The organism is Stenotrophomonas sp. 05N37, from assembly GCF_056397365.1.
Map to the genome: position 1 here is coordinate 1 of NZ_JBFTNG010000009.1, position 20297 is coordinate 20297.

Genomic DNA, 20297 nt, shown 5'->3' on the forward strand with positions numbered 1-20297 from the left:
GGTATCCACGCATGGCGTGGATCTACGGGGTTTTTTACGTCGCGGGTCATTGTTCGGGCGGTATGCAGACGCATCCAATCGTAGATCCACGCCATGCGTGGATGCTCTTCCTTCCGACGCCATGAACCCGGACGGTCTTCTTCGGCCKGGGGTGAACGTCGGACGGTGTGGTTGCGCCGTGGTCGCCCAGGCGTCGGCGGGCRTTGCCGCGCTGCGCGCGGTATCCACGCATGGCGTGGATCTACGGGGTTTTTACGTCGTGGGTCATTGGGGGGGCCGTATTGACGTGGATCAATCGTAGATCCACGCCATGCGTGGATGCTCTCCGTTCCGACGCCATGAACCCGGACGGTCTTCTTCGGCCTGGGTTGAACGCCGGGCGGTTCGGTGGCGCCGCGGTCGCCGGGCGTCGGCTGGCGTTGCCGCGCTGCGCGGTATCCACGCATGGCGTGGATCTACGGGGTTTTTTACGTCGCGGGTCATTGCTGGGGCGTGTCCGCGCGTGGCGTGGATCTCCGTGCCTACCGGCCGTTGCCTTGGCATTGCTACCATCTGCAGCGGTCGCTGGCCGCGCCATCGCCGGTCATCTTTCGCCTGCAGGCTTGCCGTACTTTCCCGGAGTCGTCCCATCCATGCGTCGTATCCCCCTCGTGTTCGCCCTCGCGCTGGCGCTGTCCGGCGCGGTCCACGCCCAGGCGCCTGCGCCTGCGCAGCCGCAGCCGCAGCCGCGCACCGCTCCCCCGGCGACCACCGCCGGCACGGCCAGCATCACCCTGGCCGCGCCGCCCGCCGACTGGCGCACCCTGGACGGTCAGCACGTGCGCATCGCCGCGCCGCTGACCCTGGCCGGCACCGATGGGCTGGACCGCTTCGGCGAACTCACCGTGGCCTTCGACGGCCGCCTCTGGCAGCCCAGCGAAGTGGCCGCCCCGCGCAGCGCCGGGCATTCGCAGATCGCCGCCGACAACGCACATCGCCGCCTGCTGCTCGATGACGGCAGCGACGCGCGCGACCCCGGCCCGGTGGCCTACCTGCCCGCCGGCGCCACCCTGCGCACCGGCATGGTCCTGCGCAATGTCGAGGGCATCGTGCGGGTGGATGCCAAGGGCACCCCGCGCCTGCAGGTGACCCGGCCCTTGGTGCTGCCCACGCTGGACCGCCCGGCCGTACCGGTCGTGCCCGGCAAGCTGCACGTGGCGGCCTTCAACCTGGAAAACTTCTTCAACGGCGACGGCCAGGGCGGCGGCTTCCCGACCCTGCGCGGCGCCCGCACCCTGGCCGAACACCAGGCGCAGAAGGCCAAGCTGGTGACCACCATCAACGCCCTGGGCGCCGACGTGGCCGCGCTGATGGAACTGGAGAACGACGGCTACGGCCCGCAGTCGGCGATCGCCCAGCTGGTCGACGCGCTCAACGCCGCCCGCGGGGCCGGCGCCGACTGGCGCTTCATCGATGCCGGCAAGGGCCCGGGCGAGAACCCGATCCGGGTGGGCATCCTCTACCGCGCCTCGCGGGTCACCCCGGTCGGCGCACCGGCCACCCTCGAGCAGGGCCCCTTCGGCCCGCACAGCCGCGTCCCCCTGGCCCAGGCCTTCCGCGCCGGCAAGGGCGCGCCGTTCGTGGTCGTGGCCAACCACTTCAAGTCCAAGGGATGTTCAGAGGCCACCGGCGCCGACGCCGACCAGAAGGACGACCAGGCCTGCTGGAACGCTACCCGCGTCGAATCGGCCAGGCTGCTGGACCAGTGGCTGCGCACCGACCCGACCGGCATCGGCAGCAGCGACGCGGTGCTGCTGGGCGACTTCAACGCCTATGCGATGGAAGACCCGATCCGCACCCTGCACGACGCCGGCTGGCGCGATGCCTTCGCCGTGGCCAAGGTCGAGCGCCCCTTCAGCTATGTCTACAACGGCATGAGCGGCCGCCTCGACCACGCCCTGCTCAGCCCGGGCATGGCCGCGCGCCTGCGTGGTGCTGCCGAGTGGCACACCAATGCCGACGAAGCCGACGACCTGGGCTACCGCGACCGCAATGAACCGGGCCCGTGGCGCAGTTCCGACCACGACCCGCTGCTGCTGGGGTTCGACCGCTGACAGGCTGGCAAGGGCTGCGGCGTTGAATGGCCTGTGCGGTACGGCATGCCTGGGCGCGAGACCATCGCAGAGCCACGCCATGCGTGGCTGCTCTACCCCCGCCGCAATCGCAGTCCGCCGAAGGCAGGATCAGGCCGGCCAGTGCAGGAGCCGCCCTGATCCTGCCCTGCTGGAGAAGAAGGCGCGGCATCGCAACCGCTCAGCCCGCCGTCCCCCACGCAATCAACCCGATCGCCACCACCGCCAGCCCCAGGCCCACCCGGTTCCACACGCTGGTGCGCTCGCCGAAGGCGAACACGCCCACCAGCGCGCCGAGCACCACCACGCCGATGTTCATGCCGGCAAACACCACCGCCGGGCTCTCCGGCAGGTGCTGGTGCGCCCGCACGTAGAAGAGGATGTTGCCGAAGTTGAGCAGGCCCAGCAGCGCGCCGGCACCGAGGTTGCGCCAGTGCAGGCGCGCGGTGCCGCTGGCGTGCCGCCATAGCTGCACGCCCAGCATCAGCACGAATGCCAGCGCGAAGCTCGCCGTCAGCGCCGCCATCGACGGCGTGCCCGACAGCGCCACCTGCTTGAGCATGATGTCCACCGCCGCATAGCCCACCCACACGCCCAGCAGCCAGGGCCACGCGCGCTGCCCATCGGGCGCCGCCGCCGCGCCGCGTGGGCGTACGGTGATGCCCACGATCGCCAGCAGGCCCAGGCCCAGCCCGGCCAGCTTCCAGCCGTTGGCGGTTTCGCCGAACACCAGGAACGCGGCCAGCAGCGAGAGCAGCAGCGACAGGCGCTGGGCCACGTCGCTGCGCACGATGCCGGCACGGGTCACCGCCCGCGCCATCACCAGGAAGATCGCCGGCAGTGTCACCGCCAGGCCCAGCAGGGCCAGCCATGGCGCATGCGGGGCGTGCAGCGAGGCCAGCGACGGGCGCAGCAGCACCAGGCTGAGCACGCTGGCCAGCAGATAGTTCCAGGTCACCACCTGGGCCATGTCCAGGCGCTGGCGCGGTGCCAGCTTCAGCAGCACCGACACCAGCACACTGCAGCACACGCTGAAAACCAGATAGAGCATGACGGACCAGGCAAGCGCGGCGGTGCAGCCCGCAGGGAGCGGTATTATGACGCCATGCACAATCCTCCCTTTCCCCAAGAAAGCGCTGCGCTGACGCTGGACGGCCCGGTCGGGCCGCTGGACGTGGCGGTCGACCAGCCCACGGGCGACGCGCCGGTCCAGCCCATCGTCGCGGTGATCTGCCACCCCCTGTCCACCGAGGGCGGCACCATGCACAACAAGGTGGTGACCATGGTCGCCACCAGCCTGCGCGCGCTGGGCATCACCACGGTGCGCTTCAACTTCCGCAGCGTGGGCACCTCGGCCGGCAGCTTCGACCACGGCAATGGCGAACAGCACGACCTGGCCGCCGTGGTGGCCTGGGTCCGTGCCCAGCGCCCGGGCCAGCAGCTGTGGCTGGCCGGTTTCAGCTTCGGTGCCTTCGTCTCGCTCAAGGCGGCCGCCGCCCTGCAGCCGGATGCGCAGATCTCGATCGCCCCGCCGGCCGGGCGCTGGGACTTCGACGGCATCCAGCCGCCGGCCCAGTGGCTGGTCGTCCAGGGCGAAGAAGACGAAATCGTCGACCCGCAGGCGGTCTACCACTGGCTCGACGGCCTGGACGCGCCGCACGCGCTGGTGCGCATGCCCGACACCAGCCATTTCTTCCACCGCAAGCTGATCGACCTGCGCGGCGCGCTCACCCACGGCGTCAAGCACTGGCTGCCCGGCGCGGACACCGGCACGGCATGAGCGATTCGGTGATGACCCCGTCGCAGCGCTACGCCGATGGCGTGGCCCGGGGCGAATGGCAGAACGACCCGGCCCAGCACGCCGCCCTGGCCGAGCTGGACCGGATCCACCTGGCGCTGGTCGACAGTGCCCAGGAGGGCTGGCTGGACCGCCTGTCGGCATTCTGGAAGAAGCCCGATCCGGTCAAGGGCCTGTATTTCTGGGGTGGGGTGGGGCGCGGCAAGACCTTCCTGGTCGACCTGTTCTTCGACGGCCTGCCGATCGAGCAGAAGTACCGCACCCATTTCCACCGGTTCATGCGCGGCATCCACGAGCGCCTGCGCGAGCACCAGGGCCAGAGCGACCCGCTGGCGAAGATCGCCCAGGAGTGGCGCAGCAAACTGCGCGTGCTGGTGCTGGACGAGTTCTTCGTCACCGACATCGGCGATGCCATGTTGCTGGCGCGCCTGCTCGAGCGGCTGTTCGCCGAGGGCGTCACCCTGGTGACCACCTCCAATACCGCCGTGGAGAACCTGTACCTCAACGGCCTGCAGCGCGACAGCTTCCTGCCGGCCATCGGCCTGCTGCAGACCTACTGCGTGGAGCTGTACGCCGAAGGCACCGAGGACTACCGGATGCGCGCGCTGACCCGCTCGCCGGTCTACCAGGCCCCACGCGATGCGGGCAGCGATGCCTGGCTGGGCACGCGCTGGGCCGAGTTGAGCGGTGGCCAGCCGGCCAAGGCGGGCAACATCGAGATCGAGGGCCGCAAGATTCCGGTGCGGGCGCGCGGCAAGAGCATCGCCTGGTTCGACTTCAAGGCGCTGTGCGAGGGCCCGCGCGGCCCGTCGGACTACATCGAGATCGCGCACGAGTTCAACACCGTGCTGCTCGGCGATATCCCGCACTTCGACAGGCTCAACGAAGATGCCGCGCGCCGCTTCGTCAACCTGATCGACGAGCTCTACGACCGCCACGTCAACCTGGTCTGCACCGCCACCGATGCGCCGGTGACGCTGTACTCGGGCACGCGCCTGCAGGGGGCGTTCGAACGCACCGCCTCGCGCCTGATCGAGATGCAGAGCGCCGAGTACCTGGGCACGCCGCACCGGGCGTAGATCCACGCCCGGACAGGCCGTGCGCTGTCGATCCACGCCATGCGTAGACGCGTTCCTACGACGGGGGCAGCACCAGCGCATCCGCGCGCGGCTGTTCGTGCGCGATCGGCGCCGCGGCGGCCTCGTCGCGGTCGATCACCATCATCGCCAGCGGCTTGCCCTGGTAGCGCACCTCCAACGACTGCTGGATCGCATCCAGCGCCAGCACCTGGGTGCACAGCGACTGGGCCTGCGCCTCCAAGGCCTGCCCTCGCGCGTCCATGCGGCGCTCCAGATCGGCCTCCATCTTCTCGGCGCGGGCCTCGATCCGGTCCGAGCCGCCGGTCAGCATCGTCCACAGCACGCCGCGGGCGAGCGCGCCGGACAAGCGCTCGGCCGCGTCCTGCACATGCCGGTCGAAGCCCGCCTCAAACACCGCCTGCTCCCAGATCCCGCGTCCCAGGGTGCGAGCCACGTAGGCGTGTGCATCGCGCCGCAGTCGCTCCACCCGTCGCTGCGTGCCGCCGCTGCCGGTCATGATCTCCACCGTGGCGCCCAGCGCATCGAAGGCGATGTCCGTGGCCTCGCCGGCGACCCCGGCCACCGCGGGCACCAACTGGCGCGTGCCCCACTCGAGCTGGCGCAGGCGCTGGGCATCCGCGCCGCTGACGGGGATGGGCTGGCGGTCGATGTTCAGCTCGCCATCGTGGAAGAAGATCTCCGCCGGCACCTGGTCGCGGTTGCGCAGCCAGATCCCGCCGCTGTCCACCAGCACGTTGTACGGCGTGCTCACCCCGCACTGGCGGGAGGAGAGCTGCGGCGCCTTGCTCTCGCCCGCAGCGGCGGTGCTGGCCGCGGCCAGGCCCAACAGCAGACATCCGGTCAGGGGCAGGCGCATGGTCGCGTTCATTCAAAGGAGGCAACCGGAGCGTGGCACCCCGTGGGTCCCCCGGCGCGGGTCGGAAGTCACCCTGACCGGCGGCCATTCGTTAGGGCTGTGTGAGTGGCGTCGTTCTGTTTTCGAGCAGGACAATCCGGCCATTTGCCCTTGACTGCGCACTCGCTTTCGACGGGGCCGGACCGTTCGTCGGACGCCTTTCCGGCCCGGTCCTTGCGCCCCAAGGGATTGGCCAATTTCACTACATTTGGCGTTGACGGCACCTGGTACCCCCACTATCTTGTGGCCGTCGGTACCAGCGACCACAAGTCGCCGGGCGTATCGCCTTCACGCCGATGGCCTGAAGACCTACTGACAACCGCACGAAAGTACAGCGTGCGGTGCCGGTCGCACCACTCCCGGGGGAGAGGACCTGTAACGCACGGAAACCGCCACGCAGGCCTGCCTGCGCAGTCGCGGCCCATGCGACACCACAGGGCCACTCTGGGAATCCCGTGCATCGGTCCGGCGCCTGCAAGCCAGGTGACGCTGTACGACCCCAAATCACGCCAAGAGGAAAACGCCGTGAGCACCGAAACCAGCGCAGCCACCGAGCAGGAAAGCGAGTTCCTTCTGACCTCGCCGCCCACGGCCAACGCCATGAGCGTCACCAAGCGCAACGGCACTACCGAACTGGTGGACCTGAACAAGATCGTGCGCGCGGTGCAGCGTTCGGCTGAAGGCCTGCACGCCGTCGATCCGATGCGCGTGGCCACCCGCACCATCTCCGGCCTGTACAACGGCGCCACCACCCAGGAGCTGGACGAGCTGTCCATCCGCACCGCCGCCCTGCTGATCGGTGAAGAACCCGAGTACGGCCGCCTGGCCGCGCGCCTGCTGGCCAACTTCATCGCCAAGGAAGTGTCCGGCCAGGAAATCTACGCCTTCTCGCAGTCGGTCGGCCGTGGCCATGAAGTGGGCCTGATCAACGACCGCCTGCTGAACTTCGTGCAGACCAATGCACGCAAGCTCAACGACGCGATCGACATCGGGCTGGACCTGAACTTCGATTACTTCGGCCTGCGTACCCTGTACGACCGCTACCTGCTGCGCCATCCGCACACCCGCAAGGTGATCGAGACCCCGCAGCAGTTCTTCCTGCGCATCGCCAGCGCGCTGAGCGAAGACGTGCCGGAAACCCTGGCCCTGTACAAGCGCATGGGCAGCCTGGACTACCTGCCGTCCAGCCCGACCCTGTTCAACTCCGGCACCACCCACGAGCAGCTGTCCTCGTGCTTCCTGCTGGACTCCCCGCAGGACTCGCTGGAGTCGATCTACGCCAAGTACGGCGATATCGCCCAGCTCTCCAAGTTCAGCGGCGGCATCGGCGTCAGCTACACCCGCGTGCGTTCGCGCGGCTCGCTGATCAAGTCGACCAACGGCCATTCCAACGGCATCGTGCCGTGGCTGAAGACCATGGATTCGTCCGTGGCCGCGGTCAACCAGGGGGGCAAGCGCAAGGGCGCGGCCTGCGTGTACCTGGAAACCTGGCACGCCGACATCGAGGACTTCCTCGAACTGCGTGACAACACCGGCGACGAGTCGCGCCGTGCGCACAACCTGAACCTGGCCAACTGGATCCCGGACCTGTTCATGCAGCGCGTCGAGTCGGACCAGGAATGGTCGCTGTTCGATCCGCGCGTGGTGCCCGAGTTCACCGACCTGTTCGGCGAAGCCTTCGAGCAGGCCTACCTGCAGGCCGAAGCCCAGGGCAAGGCCCAGCGCACCATCTCCGCGCGCAAGCTGTACTCGCGGATGATGCGCACGCTGGCCGAGACCGGCAACGGCTGGATGACCTTCAAGGACAAGTGCAACCGCGCCAGCAACCAGACCCTGCGTCCGGGCAACGTGATCCACCTGTCCAACCTGTGCACCGAAATCCTGGAAATCACCTCGGCCGAAGAGACCGCGGTGTGCAACCTGGGCTCGATCAACCTGGGCAACCATTTCGATGCCCACGGCGAGTTCGATTTCGACAAGCTGGCCGACACCGTGCGCCTGGCCGTGCGCCAGCTCGACCGCGTGATCGACCTGAACTTCTACCCGATCGAAACCGCGCGCCGTGGCAACCTGCGCTGGCGTCCGGTCGGCCTGGGCTGCATGGGCCTGCAGGACGTGTTCTTCCGCAAGCGCCTGGCCTTCGACAGTGCAGAAGCCCGCGCGCTGTCGAAGAAGATCGCCGAAGCGATCTACTTCCACGCGCTGGAAACCTCGGTCGAGCTGGCCCAGGAACGCGGCAAGCACCCGTCCTTCGCCGACACCCGTGCGGCCAGCGGCGAGCTGCAGTTCGACGCCTGGAACGTGGTGCCCGAAGACACCGCGCGTTGGGATGCCCTGCGTGAGCGCATCAAGGAACATGGCCTGCGCAACTCGCTGCTGATCGCCATCGCTCCGACCGCGACGATCGCCTCGATCGCCGGTTGCTACGAGTGCGTCGAGCCGCAGGTGTCCAACCTGTTCAAGCGCGAGACCCTGTCCGGCGACTTCCTGCAGGTCAACCGTTACCTGGTGAACGAGCTGAAGAAGCTCGGCCACTGGACGCCGGAAATGCGCGATGCGATCAAGCTGGCCGAAGGTTCCATCCAGGGCATCGCCCAGATCCCGGAAACCCTGCGCCAGGTCTACCGCACCGCCTGGGAACTGCCGATGCGTTCGCTGATCGACATGGCCGCCGACCGCGGCGCGTTCATCGACCAGTCCGCCTCGCTCAACCTGTTCATGGAAAGCCCGAACATCGGCGCGATGTCCTCCATGTACATGTACGCCTGGAAGCAGGGCATCAAGACCACCTACTACCTGCGTTCGCGCCCGGCGACCAAGATCGCCAAGACGACCGTCAGCAGCTACACCCCGGTGGAAGCCGTCGCCTGCTCGCTGGAAAACCCGGAAAGCTGCGAGGCGTGCCAGTAAGAAGGCGTGCCGGCCCAACCGGCCGGCATTCCAACGGGTAGGTACCCACCGTTGGTGGGTACAAGAGAATTGACACCGCCGGGCCATGCCCGGCCGCTTCACCCCAGACACCGCTGTCACCGCAGGGCGCTTGCAGGGCCCACGGTGCCGGAAGCCCGCCGCGCACCCGCGCGGGTCTTTCGACGCGTCCCCGATCGGGGCGCCGCCACTGAACCAAGGAATTCCCATGGCCGACAAGCCCACCCAGATGTTGCTCGATCCAGGTTTCGAACTGACGTTGCGCCCGATGCGCTACCCGCAGTTCTATGACATGTATCGCAACGCGATCAAGAACACCTGGACCGTGGAAGAGATCAACTTCCAGATCGACATCAGCGATCTGCACGGCAAGATGTCGCCGGGCGAGCGTCACCTGATCCACCGCCTGGTCGCGTTCTTCGCCACCGGCGATTCGATCGTGTCCAACAACCTGGTGCTGAACCTGTACCAGCACTTGAACGCGCCGGAAGCGCGCATGTACCTGTCGCGCCAGCTGTACGAAGAAGCGCTGCACGTGCAGTTCTACCTGACCCTGCTCGACAACTACCTGCCCGATCCGGACGAGCGCGCCAAGGCGTTCGACGCGGTGGAGAACATCGACTCGATCAAGAAGAAGGCCGACTTCTGCTTCAAGTGGATCGACTCGATCCAGAATCTCAAGCGCATCGAAACGCGCGACGAGCGCCGCCAGTTCCTGCTCAACCAGATCTGCTTCGCCGCGTGCATCGAAGGCCTGTTCTTCTTCGCCGCCTTCGCCTACGTGTACTACTTCCGTTCGCGTGGCCTGCTCAACGGGCTGGCCTCGGGCACCAACTGGGTGTTCCGCGACGAGAGCGCGCACATGGAGTTCGCCTTCGAGTGCGTGGACGTGATCCGCGAGGAAGAGCCGGACCTGTTCGACGATGCGATGAAGCAGCAGGTGTATGACATGCTGGCCGAGGCGATCGAATGCGAAGTGCAGTTCGCCGAGGACGTGCTGTCCGGCGGCGTGGCCGGCATTTCCACCCGCGACATGCGCCAGTACCTGCAGCACTGCGCCGACAACCATTTCCACCGCCTCGGCATGGAAAAGAAGTACAACGTGCGCAACCCGTTGAGCTTCATGGAACTGCAGGACGTGCAGGAGCTGACCAACTTCTTCGAGCGTCGCTCCTCGGCCTACCAGGTCGGCGTGAAGGGCGAAGTCTCGTTCGACATGTCGTTCTGAGTCCAGCGCCATACGCGTCGACGAAAACCCCGGCCCAGTGCCGGGGTTTTTCGTTTCAGAGCGGCGGTACCCGGACGCAAACCCCGGTAGCGCCGAGCCACGCTCGGCTGCTCTTCCCCCCCTTTGCGTCCCACCCGCCAACCTGCTCTCCCATCCGCGCGTACGCAAACTGTCCGGAGAAGGTTGGGCTCTCCCATTGCAGGACCGTCATGCGCCGTGGATGGCGCATGCGGGCCGACAGGGACGTACGTGCGGCGTGTCCTGCAATGGGGGCCCAACCTTCGCCACGCGACAGCAGACAAAATGCCATCCACGCGACACATCCACCCCCTGCCGTATCATCCGCGCCGACTCCCCCACATCGGCCACCGCCATGTCCCCGACCCCCGACACCGTCCCGCCCACTGAAATCAGCATGGCCGAGATCGTCTTCCCCAACCACACCAACCACCTCGGCACCCTGTTCGGTGGCCAGGCCCTGGCGTGGATGGACAAGGCCGCCTTCCTCGCCGCCGCCCGCTACTCGCGGCGCACCGTGGTCACCGCGCGCTCGGACCAGGTCGACTTCAAGCTGCCCATCCGCATCGGCCAGATGGTCGAGACCATCGGCCGCATCGTCGAGGTCGGCCGCAGCTCGATGAAGGTGGAAGTGGAACTGATCGCCGAAGACCTGCACACCGGCGAGCGCAAGCTCTGCACCCGTGGCCATTTCGTCATGATCGCCCTGGACCCCGACGGCCACCCCATCGCCGTGCCGCCGCTGCCCGACGCCATCCCCGGCCCGTAAGCCGATTGGGTTCGCCGCCGCGCGCCCCCACCTCAGCCCCATGTCCAGCCCACTCGCCGACTTCATCGACCGTGCCCAGCGCCTGTTCGTCCTCACCGGCGCCGGCTGCAGCACCGATTCGGGCATCCCCGATTACCGGGATGCCGACGGCCAGTGGAAGCGCACCCCGCCGGTGACCTACCAGGCCTTCATGGGCGAGCTGGCCACGCGCCAGCGCTACTGGGCGCGCAGCCTGCTCGGCTGGCCGCGCGTCGGCCAGGCCAGGCCCAACGGCACCCACGCCGCCTTGGCCGCACTGGAAGCGCGCGGCCAGCTCGAGGTGCTGCTCACCCAGAACGTGGACCGCCTGCACCAGCGGGCCGGCAGCCGTGCGGTCATCGACCTGCACGGCCGCCTGGACCAGGTGCGCTGCATGGGCTGCGAGGCGCGCATCGCGCGCGAAGATGTCCAGCACCTGCTGCTGGCCTGCAACCCCGGCTGGGACGAGCTCGACGCGGCCCAGGCCCCGGACGGCGATGCCGACCTGGACGAGGTGGATTTCAGCCGCTTCCAGGTGCCGGCATGCCCGCAGTGTGGCGGCATCCTCAAGCCGGATGTCGTCTTCTTCGGCGAAAATGTCCCCCGCGACCGGGTCGTCACCGTCCAGGCCCATCTGGCGCAGGCCGATGCCGTGCTGGTGGTCGGATCCTCGCTGATGGTCTATTCCGGCTTCCGCTTCGTCCAGGCCGCCGCCAGTGCCGGGCTGCCGGTAGCCGCGCTCAACCTCGGCCGGACCCGCGCCGATGACCTGCTCAGCCTCAAGGTCGAGCAATCCTGCGCGTCGGCCCTGGCCTTCCTGCTGCCCAGCGCTGCCAACGCATGAGGCGCGCGCAACGGGCCGGGCGTGTACCGCCGCGAAACTGTGATCCACCGGCACGGTTGCCTGATCGGCACGGCAGGAGTGCAATAGCGTCCGGTTTTCCGCATTCGCCAGAGTCCCCCACTTGAGCCAGCTTTTCTCCCCCGTGTCCTTTGGCCCGCTGTCGCTGGCCAACCGCATCGTCATCGCACCGATGTGCCAGTACTCCTCCACCGACGGCCTGGCCAACGACTGGCACCAGATCCACCTGGGCCAGCTGTCCCAGTCCGGCGCCGGCCTGCTGATCCTCGAAGCCACCGCCGTGCTGCCCGAAGGCCGCATCAGCTGGGCCGACCTGGGCCTGTGGGACGATGCCACCGAAGCCGCGCTCAAGCACGTGATCGAGGCGGTCAAGCGCTGGTCGCCGATGCCGATCGGCGTGCAGCTGGCCCATGCCGGCCGCAAGGCCTCCTCGGCCCGGCCGTGGGACGGCGGCGGTGCATTGCCCGCGACCGACCCGCGCGCCTGGACCACCCATGCGCCCTCGGCCATTCCCTTCAGCCCGACCGACCCGGCCCCGCAGGCGCTGGACCTGGCCGGCATCGATGCGGTGGTGGAGGCCTTCGTCGCCGCGGCCCAGCGCGCCGAGCGCATCGGCCTGGACCTGATCGAGCTGCACGCCGCGCACGGCTACCTGCTGCACCAGTTCCTGTCGCCGCTGAGCAACCAGCGCGACGACGAATACGGCGGCTCGCTGCAGAACCGCATGCGCCTGCTGGTGCGCGTGTTCGACGCGGTGCGCGAGGCGGTCTCCGATCGCATCGCCGTCGGCGTGCGCATCTCGGCCAGCGACTGGGTGGCCGGCGGCTGGGACATCGAGCAGACCACCACCCTGGCGCATGTGCTGGACGGCCGTGGCTGCCAGTTCCTGCATGTGTCCAGCGGCGGCAACGATCCGCGCCAGCAGATCCCGCTGTCGCCGGGTTACCAGGTGCCGTTCGCGCAGGCGATCAAGGCGCAGAAGCTGCGCATGCCGGTCATCGCGGTCGGCCTGATCACCGACCCGGCGCAGGCCGAATCGATCCTGCGCCACGGCCATGCCGATGCCATCGCACTGGCCCGCGGCATCCTCTACGACCCGCGCTGGCCGTGGCATGCCGCCGCCGCACTTGGCGATTCGCTGGAACCGGCGCCGCAATACCTGCGCTGCGAACCACGTGAGGCGCGCGGCGTGTTCATCGCCCCGCCACGCTGACCGGGCCTGCAGGCGATGGCCGCCCGCCATCGCCTGCACCGGCACACCTCAGCCCACGTCCACCCGCCACTCCGGCGGCAGCCCATCGACGATGTGCTGCATCAACGCGCGCACCTTCGGGGTGAGGTCGCGGCGGTCGCTCACGCACAGGTACAGCCGCATCGGCTCGGGCAACGCCTGCGCATCGCCGGCCTCGTTGCCGTCGAACAGGGCCTGCAACTCCCCGCGCGCCAGGTACGGTGCCGCGACGAAGGCCGCCAGCCGGGTGATGCCACCGCCGGCCAGGGCCATCGCGGCCAGGGCATCGATGTCGTCGCTGACCAGCGCCGGGCTCACCTCCGCGTCGAAGCGCAGCCCGTCGCGCACGAAGCCCCAGCGCAGGTGGCGGCCATCCTTCGGATGCCGGAACAACAGGCAACGATGCTCGCGCAGCGCCTCGGGCGTGCGCGGTACGCCGGTCCGCGCCAGGTAGGACGGCGCCGCGCAGAACACGAACGGCACCTGCGCTATCGGCCGCGCGACCAGCCCTTCTTCCAGCTGCGGTTCGATGCGGATGCTCACATCCACGTCCTCGCGTGCGTGGTCCACCGCACGGTCGGCCAGCAGCAGTTCGATCGCCAGGCGCGGGTAACGCGCCTTCAGCGATGGCAGCAGCGGGGCCAGCTTGTGCCGGCCGAAGGAGGTGCTGCAGGCGATGCGGAGGCGGCCTTCGGGGGTGGCGTCCAGGTCGGTCACCGCGGCCTGCGCACGCTGCAGGTCGCGCTCGATGTAGCGCACCTGCGCCAGGTACAGCGCGCCGCGCTCGGTCAGCGCCAACTGGCGGGTGGTGCGGTTGAACAGGCGCACGCCCAGGTGGGCCTCGAGCCGGGCGATGTTCTGCCCCACCGCCGCCGCGCTGATGCCCAGGGTGCGGGCCGCCGCGGCCAGGCTGCCGGCGTCGGCGGTGCGGATGAAGCTGCGGATTGACTGGAGAATATTCATGGTGACCGCCATTCTCGCCTGTGATTGCAAAGTTTGTCTTTATAAAGAGCCAAGAGCGCTGCATCTACCGGCCACCCGGACCGGCTCCTATGGTGGTGCTCCCCGCCCATCCGCGCTGACCGCCTGCCTCCGCCGCGAGTGCACGCCGCGCCCGGAGGGGCCGCCTTTGCCGGAGATGGACCATGGACCCAGCGCTCGCCCCCCTCGATACCGACCCCCAGGAAACCCAGGAATGGCGTGAAGCGCTGCAGGCGGTCACCGACGTGGCCGGGCGCCCGCGCGCGCACTACCTGATCGACCAGCTCAGCGACCTCGACGTGGCCCGGCATGGCGACCTGCATGCGCGCGCCTGGACCGCCTACGTCAACAGCATCCCGGTCGAGCGCCAGCCGGCCTACCCGGGCGACCTGGCGATCGAGCGCCGGCTCAACGCGATGATCCGCTGGAACGCGATGGTGATGGTGCTGCGCGCCGGCAAGCACTCCAACGTGGGTGGCCATATCGCCACCTACCAGTCGGCCGCGGTGCTGTACGACGTCGGCTTCGATCACTTCTTCCGTGGCCGCACCGATACCTTCGACGGCGACATGATCTACATCCAGGGCCACTCCGCCCCGGGTATCTATGGCCGCGCGTTCGTCGAAGGCCGCATCACCCCCGAGCGCATGGACAACTTCCGCCGCGAGTCCGACCGCGATGGATTGTCTTCCTACCCGCACCCGCGGCTGATGCCGGATTTCTGGCAGTTCCCCACCGTGTCGATGGGCCTGGGCCCGCTCACCGCGGCCTACCAGGCGCGCTACATGCGCTACCTGGAATACCGCGGCCTGAAGGAGCACCAGGGTCGCAAGGTCTGGGCGTTCCTCGGCGATGGCGAAATGGACCAGCCCGAATCGCTGGCGGCCATCTCGGTGGCCGGGCGCGAGCGCCTGGACAACCTGGTGTTCGTGGTCAACTGCAACCTGCAGCGGCTGGACGGCCCGGTGCGCGGCAATGCCAAGGTCATCCAGGAACTGGAAGGCACCTTCCGCGCCGCTGGCTGGAACGTCATCAAGGTGATCTGGGGCGGCGGCTGGGACGCGCTGCTGGCCAAGGACCACAGCGGCCTGCTGCGCCAGCGCATGATGGAATGCGTGGACGGCGACTACCAGACCTTCAAGTCGCAGAGTGGCGCCTACGTGCGCGAGCATTTCTTCGGCAAGTATCCGCCGCTGCTGGACCTGGTCGCGGACATGAGCGACGACGACATCTGGGCGTTGGCCCGTGGCGGTCACGATCCGCAGAAGGTGTATGCCGCCTACGCCCAGGCCGTGGCTGGCAACGGCCGCCCGAGCGTGATCCTGGCCAAGACCGTCAAGGGCTTCGGCATGGGCGAGGCCGGGGAAGGGCAGAACATCAACCACCAGCTCAAGAAGATGAGCCTGGACGCGGTGCGCGCCTTCCGCGACCGCTTCGACCTGCCGGTCAGCGACGACCAGCTCGAGGACATGCCGTACCTGCGCCCCGTGCCGGGCAGCGTGGAGGAGCGCTACTTCGCCCAGCGCCGCCAGGCGCAGGGCGGCCAGCTGCCCGCGCGCCTGACCCACGTCGATCCGCTGCCGGTGCCGCCGCTGCCGGCCTTCGCCACCCAGCTGCAGGGCAGCGGTGAGCGCGGCCAGTCCACCACCATGGGCTTCGTGCGCATCCTCGGCACGCTGCTCAAGGACCCGGCGCTGGGCAAGCTGGTCATCCCGATTGTGCCCGATGAATCGCGCACCTTCGGCATGGAAGGCCTGTTCCGCCAGATCGGCATCCACTCCTACCTCGGCCAGCTCTACACGCCGCAGGACGCCGGCCAGCTGAGCTATTACAAGGAAGCCAAGGACGGCCAGATCCTGCAGGAAGGCATCAACGAATCCGGCGCGATCTGCTCGTGGATCGCCGCCGGCACCGCCTACAGCAACCACGGCCTGGCCACGATTCCGTTCTACATTTTCTACTCGATGTTCGGCCTGCAGCGCGTGGGCGACCTGGCCTGGGCCGCCGCCGATGCGCGCACGCGCGGCTTCCTGCTGGGCGCCACCTCCGGGCGCACCACGCTGATGGGCGAGGGCCTGCAGCACGACGACGGCCACAGCCACGTGCTGTCCTCGGTGATCCCCAGCTGCGTATCGTTTGACCCCACCTACAACTTCGAGCTGGCGGTGATCATCCAGGACGGGCTGCGCCGCATGTACGTGGACCAGGAAGACATCTACTACTACATCACCGTACTCAACGAGAACTACCCGCACCCGGCGATGCCCGACGGTGCCGAGGAAGGCATCCTCAAGGGCATGTACCTGCTGCACCCGGCCGCCGCCGACAGCGACCCGGCGCTGCGCGTGCAGCTGATGGGCAGCGGCGCGATCCTGCGCGAGGTGGAAGCCGCCGCCACGCTGCTGCAGCAGGACTTCGGCATCGCCAGCGATGTGTGGAGCGCGACCAGCCTGACCGAGCTGCGCCGCGACGGCCTGGCCATCGAACGCTGGAACCTGCTGCACCCGCTGCAGCCGCCGCGCGTGCCCTACGTGCAGCAGTGCCTGGCCGCGCACGCCGGCCCGCTGGTGGTGGCCACCGACTACATGAAGATCGTCGCCGACCAGATCCGCCCGTTCGTCGACGGCCGCCGCTTCACCGCGCTGGGTACCGATGGGTTTGGCCGCTCGGACACGCGTGAGTCGCTGCGTACGTTCTTCGAGGTGGACCGGCACTTCATCGTGCTGGCCGCGTTGAAGGCACTGGCCGATGACGGGCGGATCGAGCGCGGCCAGTTGCAGGTGGCGATCGAGACGTACGGGATCGATGTGGAGAAGGTGGACCCGGCGGCGGTGTAGGCACGGAAGCATTCACGCCATTGATAGCGCGACTCCGGTCTCTGCCGCACGGCAGGAACGCTGGCATGCTGGATGCCTCGTATCCAGCTGACAGCAGGGAGGCCGTGATGAAGTGCGATCGACAGCCCGGCACGGCCGTCGTCCTGTTCCTCGCGGTGCTGCTGTGCTGCGGGCTGCTGCCCGCGGCCGTCGCCCGCACCGAACCGGTTCCGGGCAGCCTGCATGCCCGGCTGGTGGCACTGGATGCCGACCCGGCACAGCCCGCGGCCGAGCGCCTGGCGGCAATGCGCAGGGCGTATGCGCAGGCCGCACCGGTGGCGATGCAGTCCGGCGATTGCGTGGCATTGCCGGATGCGCGGTTGCAGGACCTGTTCCAGTCCACCGCCCTGATCGCCTTCTACGCGCGTGAACCGGCCACCTTGCTGCGCCTGCAGTGCCTGTACGAGGCGCTGGTCGCGCGCGGTCTTGCCGTGGATGACCACCACCGCAGCATGCGCGGTTCGCTGATCGCGCTGCAGCGGTTCGACGAGGCCAACGCGCTGAACACCCGCCTGCAGACGCCGCCCACCGCCTTGCCGACGATTGGCGGCAAGACGCTGGCGGGCCGGCCGTTGCTGCGGCTGGAGGACATCGGCCAGGTCCAGCGCACGGTGCTGGCCGAGGATGGCCTGCAGGTGGTGGCGATGGTGCACCCGCACTGCGGCTTCTCGCGGCGCGCGCTGCAGGCGATCACCTCGCAGCCTGACTACGCCTGGCTACGCGCGCGTCTGCAACTGGTGGTGCCGATCGGCCAGGCCTGGCCCGGCCAGGAAATGCTGGACTGGAACCGCGCGCATCCGGACCTGCCCATGCAGCCGATGGTGAGCGATCCGTCGTGGCACGCGCTGGACACTGGCCAGTCACCGGTGTTCCACCTGCTGCGCGATGGCGAGGTGGTCGCGACCGTGGCCGGCTGGCCGCCAGAGGGCGCCGACCTGCGCGTCATCCGTGCGGCACTGGACGCGCAAACACGCTGAGTCCACGTGCTTGGTTGCATCTGAGAGCATCGTCCGCGCCGCGGCGGTGCTCGCTTACACTCGAACGATGCGCCCCGATTCCATCCTCACCCTCTCATGCCCGGACCGTACCGGGATCGTCTATCGCGTCTCCGGCCTGCTGTTCGAGCTCGGCTGCAACATCCTCGATGCCCAGCAGTTTGGCGATGAGGAGAGCGGCCGCTTCTTCCTGCGCGTGCACTTCGATCGGGCCGCCAGCCAGGCGCTGGCGGATATCGAAGCGCGGATGGGGACGCTGGCGGCGGAGTTCCAGATGGACTGGCAACTGCACGACGCGCGCCGCCGTGCGCGGCTGCTGGTCCTGGTGAGCAAGCAGGGGCATTGCCTGAACGACCTGCTGTTCCGCGCACACAGCCGCCAGCTTCAGGTCGAGATCGCCGCAGTGGCCTCCAACCATGACGACTTCGCGGCGCTGGCAGGTTCCTACGGCGTGCCGTTCCATCACCTGCCGGTCAACGCCGACAACCGTGACACGCAGGAGCAGCAGATCATCGACCTGGTCGAGCGCGAGCGCATCGACCTGGTGGTGCTGGCGCGCTACATGCAGATCCTGTCGCCGCGCCTGTGCAAGGCATTGGCGGGCAAGGCGATCAACATCCACCACAGCTTCCTGCCCAGCTTCAAGGGTGCGCAGCCGTACCACCAGGCGCACGCGCGCGGGGTCAAGATCATCGGCGCCACCGCGCATTACGTCACCGAAGACCTGGACGAAGGCCCGATCATCGAGCAGGACGTGGCGCGCGTGGACCACGCCATGACCCCGCGCGACCTGGTGCGGCTGGGTAGCGACACCGAATCGCAGGTGCTGGCGCGCGCGGTACGTCGGCATGTGGAGCACCGCATCCTGCGCAACGGCCATCGCACGGTGGTATTTCGCTGAACCGGGATGCGGCGCCGGTTGCCTGATGCTGCCTGCACCTTGATCCGTAGGTACCGACCGTTGGTCGGTACGCTCTTCCGACCGCTGGTCGGCACGCTGTTCCGACCGCCGATCGGTACGGCGTTCCCACCCTTGGTCGCAACGCCGTTCCGCCCGCAGATCGGTACGCCGTTCCGCCCCGCACCCGGAGGCAGCCGGTCAAACGACCGCGATCTTCGCCTTCGCCAATGCCTCGCGCACCATGCCGTCGTTGGCCTCGGTCACCGGCCGGGTCATGTCCCACAGGAACTTGACCCGGAACCCGGCTTTCACCGCGTCCTGTGCGCTCCACAGCACGCAGTAGTCGCGCGCCAGGCCGCACACATGCACCTCGCGAATGCCGCGTTCGTGCAGCCAGCCGGCCAGGCCGGTGGCCGGGCGGGTGCCGTCCGGGCCATGGTTCTCGCGGAACGCGCTGTAGGAGTCCACCTGCTGGCGGGTGCCCTTGCGCAGGATCAGGTCGGCCACGGTCCAGTCCAGGCCCGTGTGCAGCGCCGCGCCCGGGCTGCCCTGCACGCAGTGGTCCGGCCACAGGGTCTGCGGCTGCGCATGCAGCAGGATGGCCTCGAACGGCAGATGCCCCGGATGCTGGCTGGCAAAGGAGGCGTGGTCGGCCGGGTGCCAGTCCTGGGTCGCCACGACCGTGCGGTAGCGGCGCTGCGCCAGCAGGGCGGCGATCGGCGCCACCAGCGCATCGCCCTGCTCGCAGGCCAGCGCGCCACCGGGCATGAAGTCCGGCTGCAGGTCGATCACCAGCAGGGCGACATCGGCGGGTAGGGCGGCGGTCATGGCAGGTCCAGCACAACGGAAGCGAGGCAACCAGCGTGGCGGCCCCGCGTGCGAACGTCAATCGCCCGTGGGGGCGCCGTTGTCCTGTCCGTAATACAGCAGGCCGATCTTGATGCGCTCGCGGCCGGTCTCGCGGCGGTGCCGGTTGGCATCGCGCAGCGAATACACGCAACCGCAGTACTCCTGCTGGTAGAACTGCTCGCGCTTGCTGATCTCCACCATGCGCGCGGCACCACCGCCCTTGCGCCAGTTGTAGTCCCAGTACTGGATGCCCGGGTACTGCGCGGCGGCGCGATGGCCGCAGTCGTTGATCTGGTTCATGTCTTTCCAGCGCGAGATGCCCAGCGAACTGCTGATCACCGGAAAGCCATGTTCGTGTGCATACAGCGCGGTGCGCACGAAACGCATGTCGAAGCACATCGTGCAGCGGATGCCACGCTCGGGCTCGGCTTCCATGCCGCGGGCGCGGGCGAACCAGTTGTCGGTGTCGTAGTCGGCGTCCACGAACGGCACGCCGTGCTTCTCGGCGAAGCGGATGTTCTCCTGCTTGCGCAGCTCATACTCGCGCGCCGGATGGATGTTGGGGTTGTAGAAGAAGATGGTGTAGTCGATGCCGGAGGCGGTGATCGCCTCCATCACTTCGCCCGAGCACGGCGCGCAGCACGAATGCAGCAGCAGCCGGGTGTTGCCGTCGGGCAGGGCCAGGGTGGGGCGGTCGAGCGGGGTAACGGTGGGCGTGGTCATGCGGCTCTCGTCGA

General features: G+C 68.5%; 16 protein-coding genes. 11 read left to right on the forward strand and 5 right to left on the reverse strand.

Annotation, left to right across the window (positions count from 1 at the left end; all coding sequences use genetic code 11):
- Window positions 1–632: 632 nt before the first annotated feature.
- On the forward strand, window positions 633–2093 hold the full coding sequence (locus tag AC1DGC_RS18375; RefSeq protein ID WP_478048534.1) for an ExeM/NucH family extracellular endonuclease: 1461 nt from the start codon (window positions 633–635) through the stop codon (window positions 2091–2093).
- Window positions 2094–2292: 199 nt separating this feature from the next.
- Here the strand turns inward: AC1DGC_RS18375 and AC1DGC_RS18380 are convergent, their stop codons facing one another.
- A complete protein-coding gene (locus AC1DGC_RS18380; protein ID WP_478048535.1) occupies window positions 2293–3162 on the reverse strand; it encodes an EamA family transporter in 870 nt (289 codons plus the stop codon).
- Window positions 3163–3216: 54 nt separating this feature from the next.
- On the opposite strand from AC1DGC_RS18380, the gene AC1DGC_RS18385 reads away from it, so the two are divergent.
- Both AC1DGC_RS18385 and zapE read left to right on the forward strand, forming a co-directional pair.
- Entirely contained in the window at window positions 3217–3891 is a 675-nt protein-coding gene (locus AC1DGC_RS18385) for an alpha/beta hydrolase (RefSeq protein ID WP_259206782.1), read from the forward strand.
- The gene (gene zapE, locus AC1DGC_RS18390) at window positions 3888–4988 is read left to right on the forward strand and encodes a cell division protein ZapE (protein WP_259206781.1); all 1101 of its coding nucleotides are present in this window, start codon (window positions 3888–3890) and stop codon (window positions 4986–4988) included. The genes AC1DGC_RS18385 and zapE overlap by 4 nt, the downstream gene beginning before the upstream one ends.
- A gap of 55 nt (window positions 4989–5043) precedes the next feature.
- Here zapE and AC1DGC_RS18395 read toward each other — a convergent pair whose 3' ends face one another.
- Window positions 5044–5865 (reverse strand): DUF2884 family protein, encoded by an 822-nt coding sequence (locus AC1DGC_RS18395; RefSeq protein WP_478048536.1) that lies wholly within the window; start codon window positions 5863–5865, stop codon window positions 5044–5046.
- A 564-nt stretch (window positions 5866–6429) separates the two neighbouring features.
- Between AC1DGC_RS18395 and AC1DGC_RS18400 the strand changes: the two genes are divergently transcribed.
- The 5 genes from AC1DGC_RS18400 (at window position 6430) to AC1DGC_RS18420 (ending at window position 12940) form a co-directional block, all read left to right on the forward strand.
- Window positions 6430–8814, forward strand: a complete 2385-nt coding sequence (locus AC1DGC_RS18400) for a ribonucleoside-diphosphate reductase subunit alpha (protein WP_259206779.1) — start codon at window positions 6430–6432, stop codon at window positions 8812–8814.
- Between the two features lie 226 nt (window positions 8815–9040).
- Window positions 9041–10060 (forward strand): ribonucleotide-diphosphate reductase subunit beta, encoded by a 1020-nt coding sequence (locus tag AC1DGC_RS18405; RefSeq protein ID WP_088434780.1) that lies wholly within the window; start codon window positions 9041–9043, stop codon window positions 10058–10060.
- Window positions 10061–10433: 373 nt separating this feature from the next.
- Window positions 10434–10847: an acyl-CoA thioesterase gene (locus AC1DGC_RS18410; protein ID WP_449335962.1), complete on the forward strand. Its 414-nt coding sequence runs from the start codon at window positions 10434–10436 to the stop codon at window positions 10845–10847.
- Window positions 10848–10887: 40 nt separating this feature from the next.
- Window positions 10888–11709 carry an NAD-dependent protein deacetylase gene (locus AC1DGC_RS18415; RefSeq protein ID WP_478048537.1) on the forward strand — a complete coding sequence of 274 codons (822 nt, stop codon included), beginning with the start codon at window positions 10888–10890 and terminating at the stop codon, window positions 11707–11709.
- 121 nt (window positions 11710–11830) lie between these two features.
- The gene (locus AC1DGC_RS18420) at window positions 11831–12940 is read left to right on the forward strand and encodes an NADH:flavin oxidoreductase/NADH oxidase (protein WP_259206772.1); all 1110 of its coding nucleotides are present in this window, start codon (window positions 11831–11833) and stop codon (window positions 12938–12940) included.
- Between the two features lie 48 nt (window positions 12941–12988).
- Here the strand turns inward: AC1DGC_RS18420 and AC1DGC_RS18425 are convergent, their stop codons facing one another.
- The gene (locus tag AC1DGC_RS18425; protein ID WP_259206770.1) at window positions 12989–13921 is read right to left on the reverse strand and encodes a LysR family transcriptional regulator; all 933 of its coding nucleotides are present in this window, start codon (window positions 13919–13921) and stop codon (window positions 12989–12991) included.
- A gap of 182 nt (window positions 13922–14103) precedes the next feature.
- On the opposite strand from AC1DGC_RS18425, the gene aceE reads away from it, so the two are divergent.
- From aceE to purU, 3 genes are all read left to right on the forward strand, one after another.
- Window positions 14104–16776, forward strand: coding sequence for a pyruvate dehydrogenase (acetyl-transferring), homodimeric type (gene aceE, locus AC1DGC_RS18430; RefSeq protein WP_478048538.1), 2673 nt, complete (start codon window positions 14104–14106; stop codon window positions 16774–16776).
- A 107-nt stretch (window positions 16777–16883) separates the two neighbouring features.
- A complete protein-coding gene (locus AC1DGC_RS18435; protein WP_478048539.1) occupies window positions 16884–17792 on the forward strand; it encodes a hypothetical protein in 909 nt (302 codons plus the stop codon).
- A gap of 67 nt (window positions 17793–17859) precedes the next feature.
- Window positions 17860–18711, forward strand: a complete 852-nt coding sequence (gene purU / locus AC1DGC_RS18440; RefSeq protein ID WP_259206766.1) for a formyltetrahydrofolate deformylase — start codon at window positions 17860–17862, stop codon at window positions 18709–18711.
- 198 nt (window positions 18712–18909) lie between these two features.
- On the opposite strand, the gene pncA is transcribed toward purU, so the two are convergent.
- Both pncA and AC1DGC_RS18450 read right to left on the reverse strand, forming a co-directional pair.
- Window positions 18910–19539 carry a bifunctional nicotinamidase/pyrazinamidase gene (gene pncA / locus AC1DGC_RS18445; RefSeq protein WP_478048540.1) on the reverse strand — a complete coding sequence of 210 codons (630 nt, stop codon included), beginning with the start codon at window positions 19537–19539 and terminating at the stop codon, window positions 18910–18912.
- Window positions 19540–19596: 57 nt separating this feature from the next.
- Window positions 19597–20283, reverse strand: coding sequence for an epoxyqueuosine reductase QueH (locus AC1DGC_RS18450; protein WP_478048541.1), 687 nt, complete (start codon window positions 20281–20283; stop codon window positions 19597–19599).
- Window positions 20284–20297 lie beyond the last annotated feature (14 nt).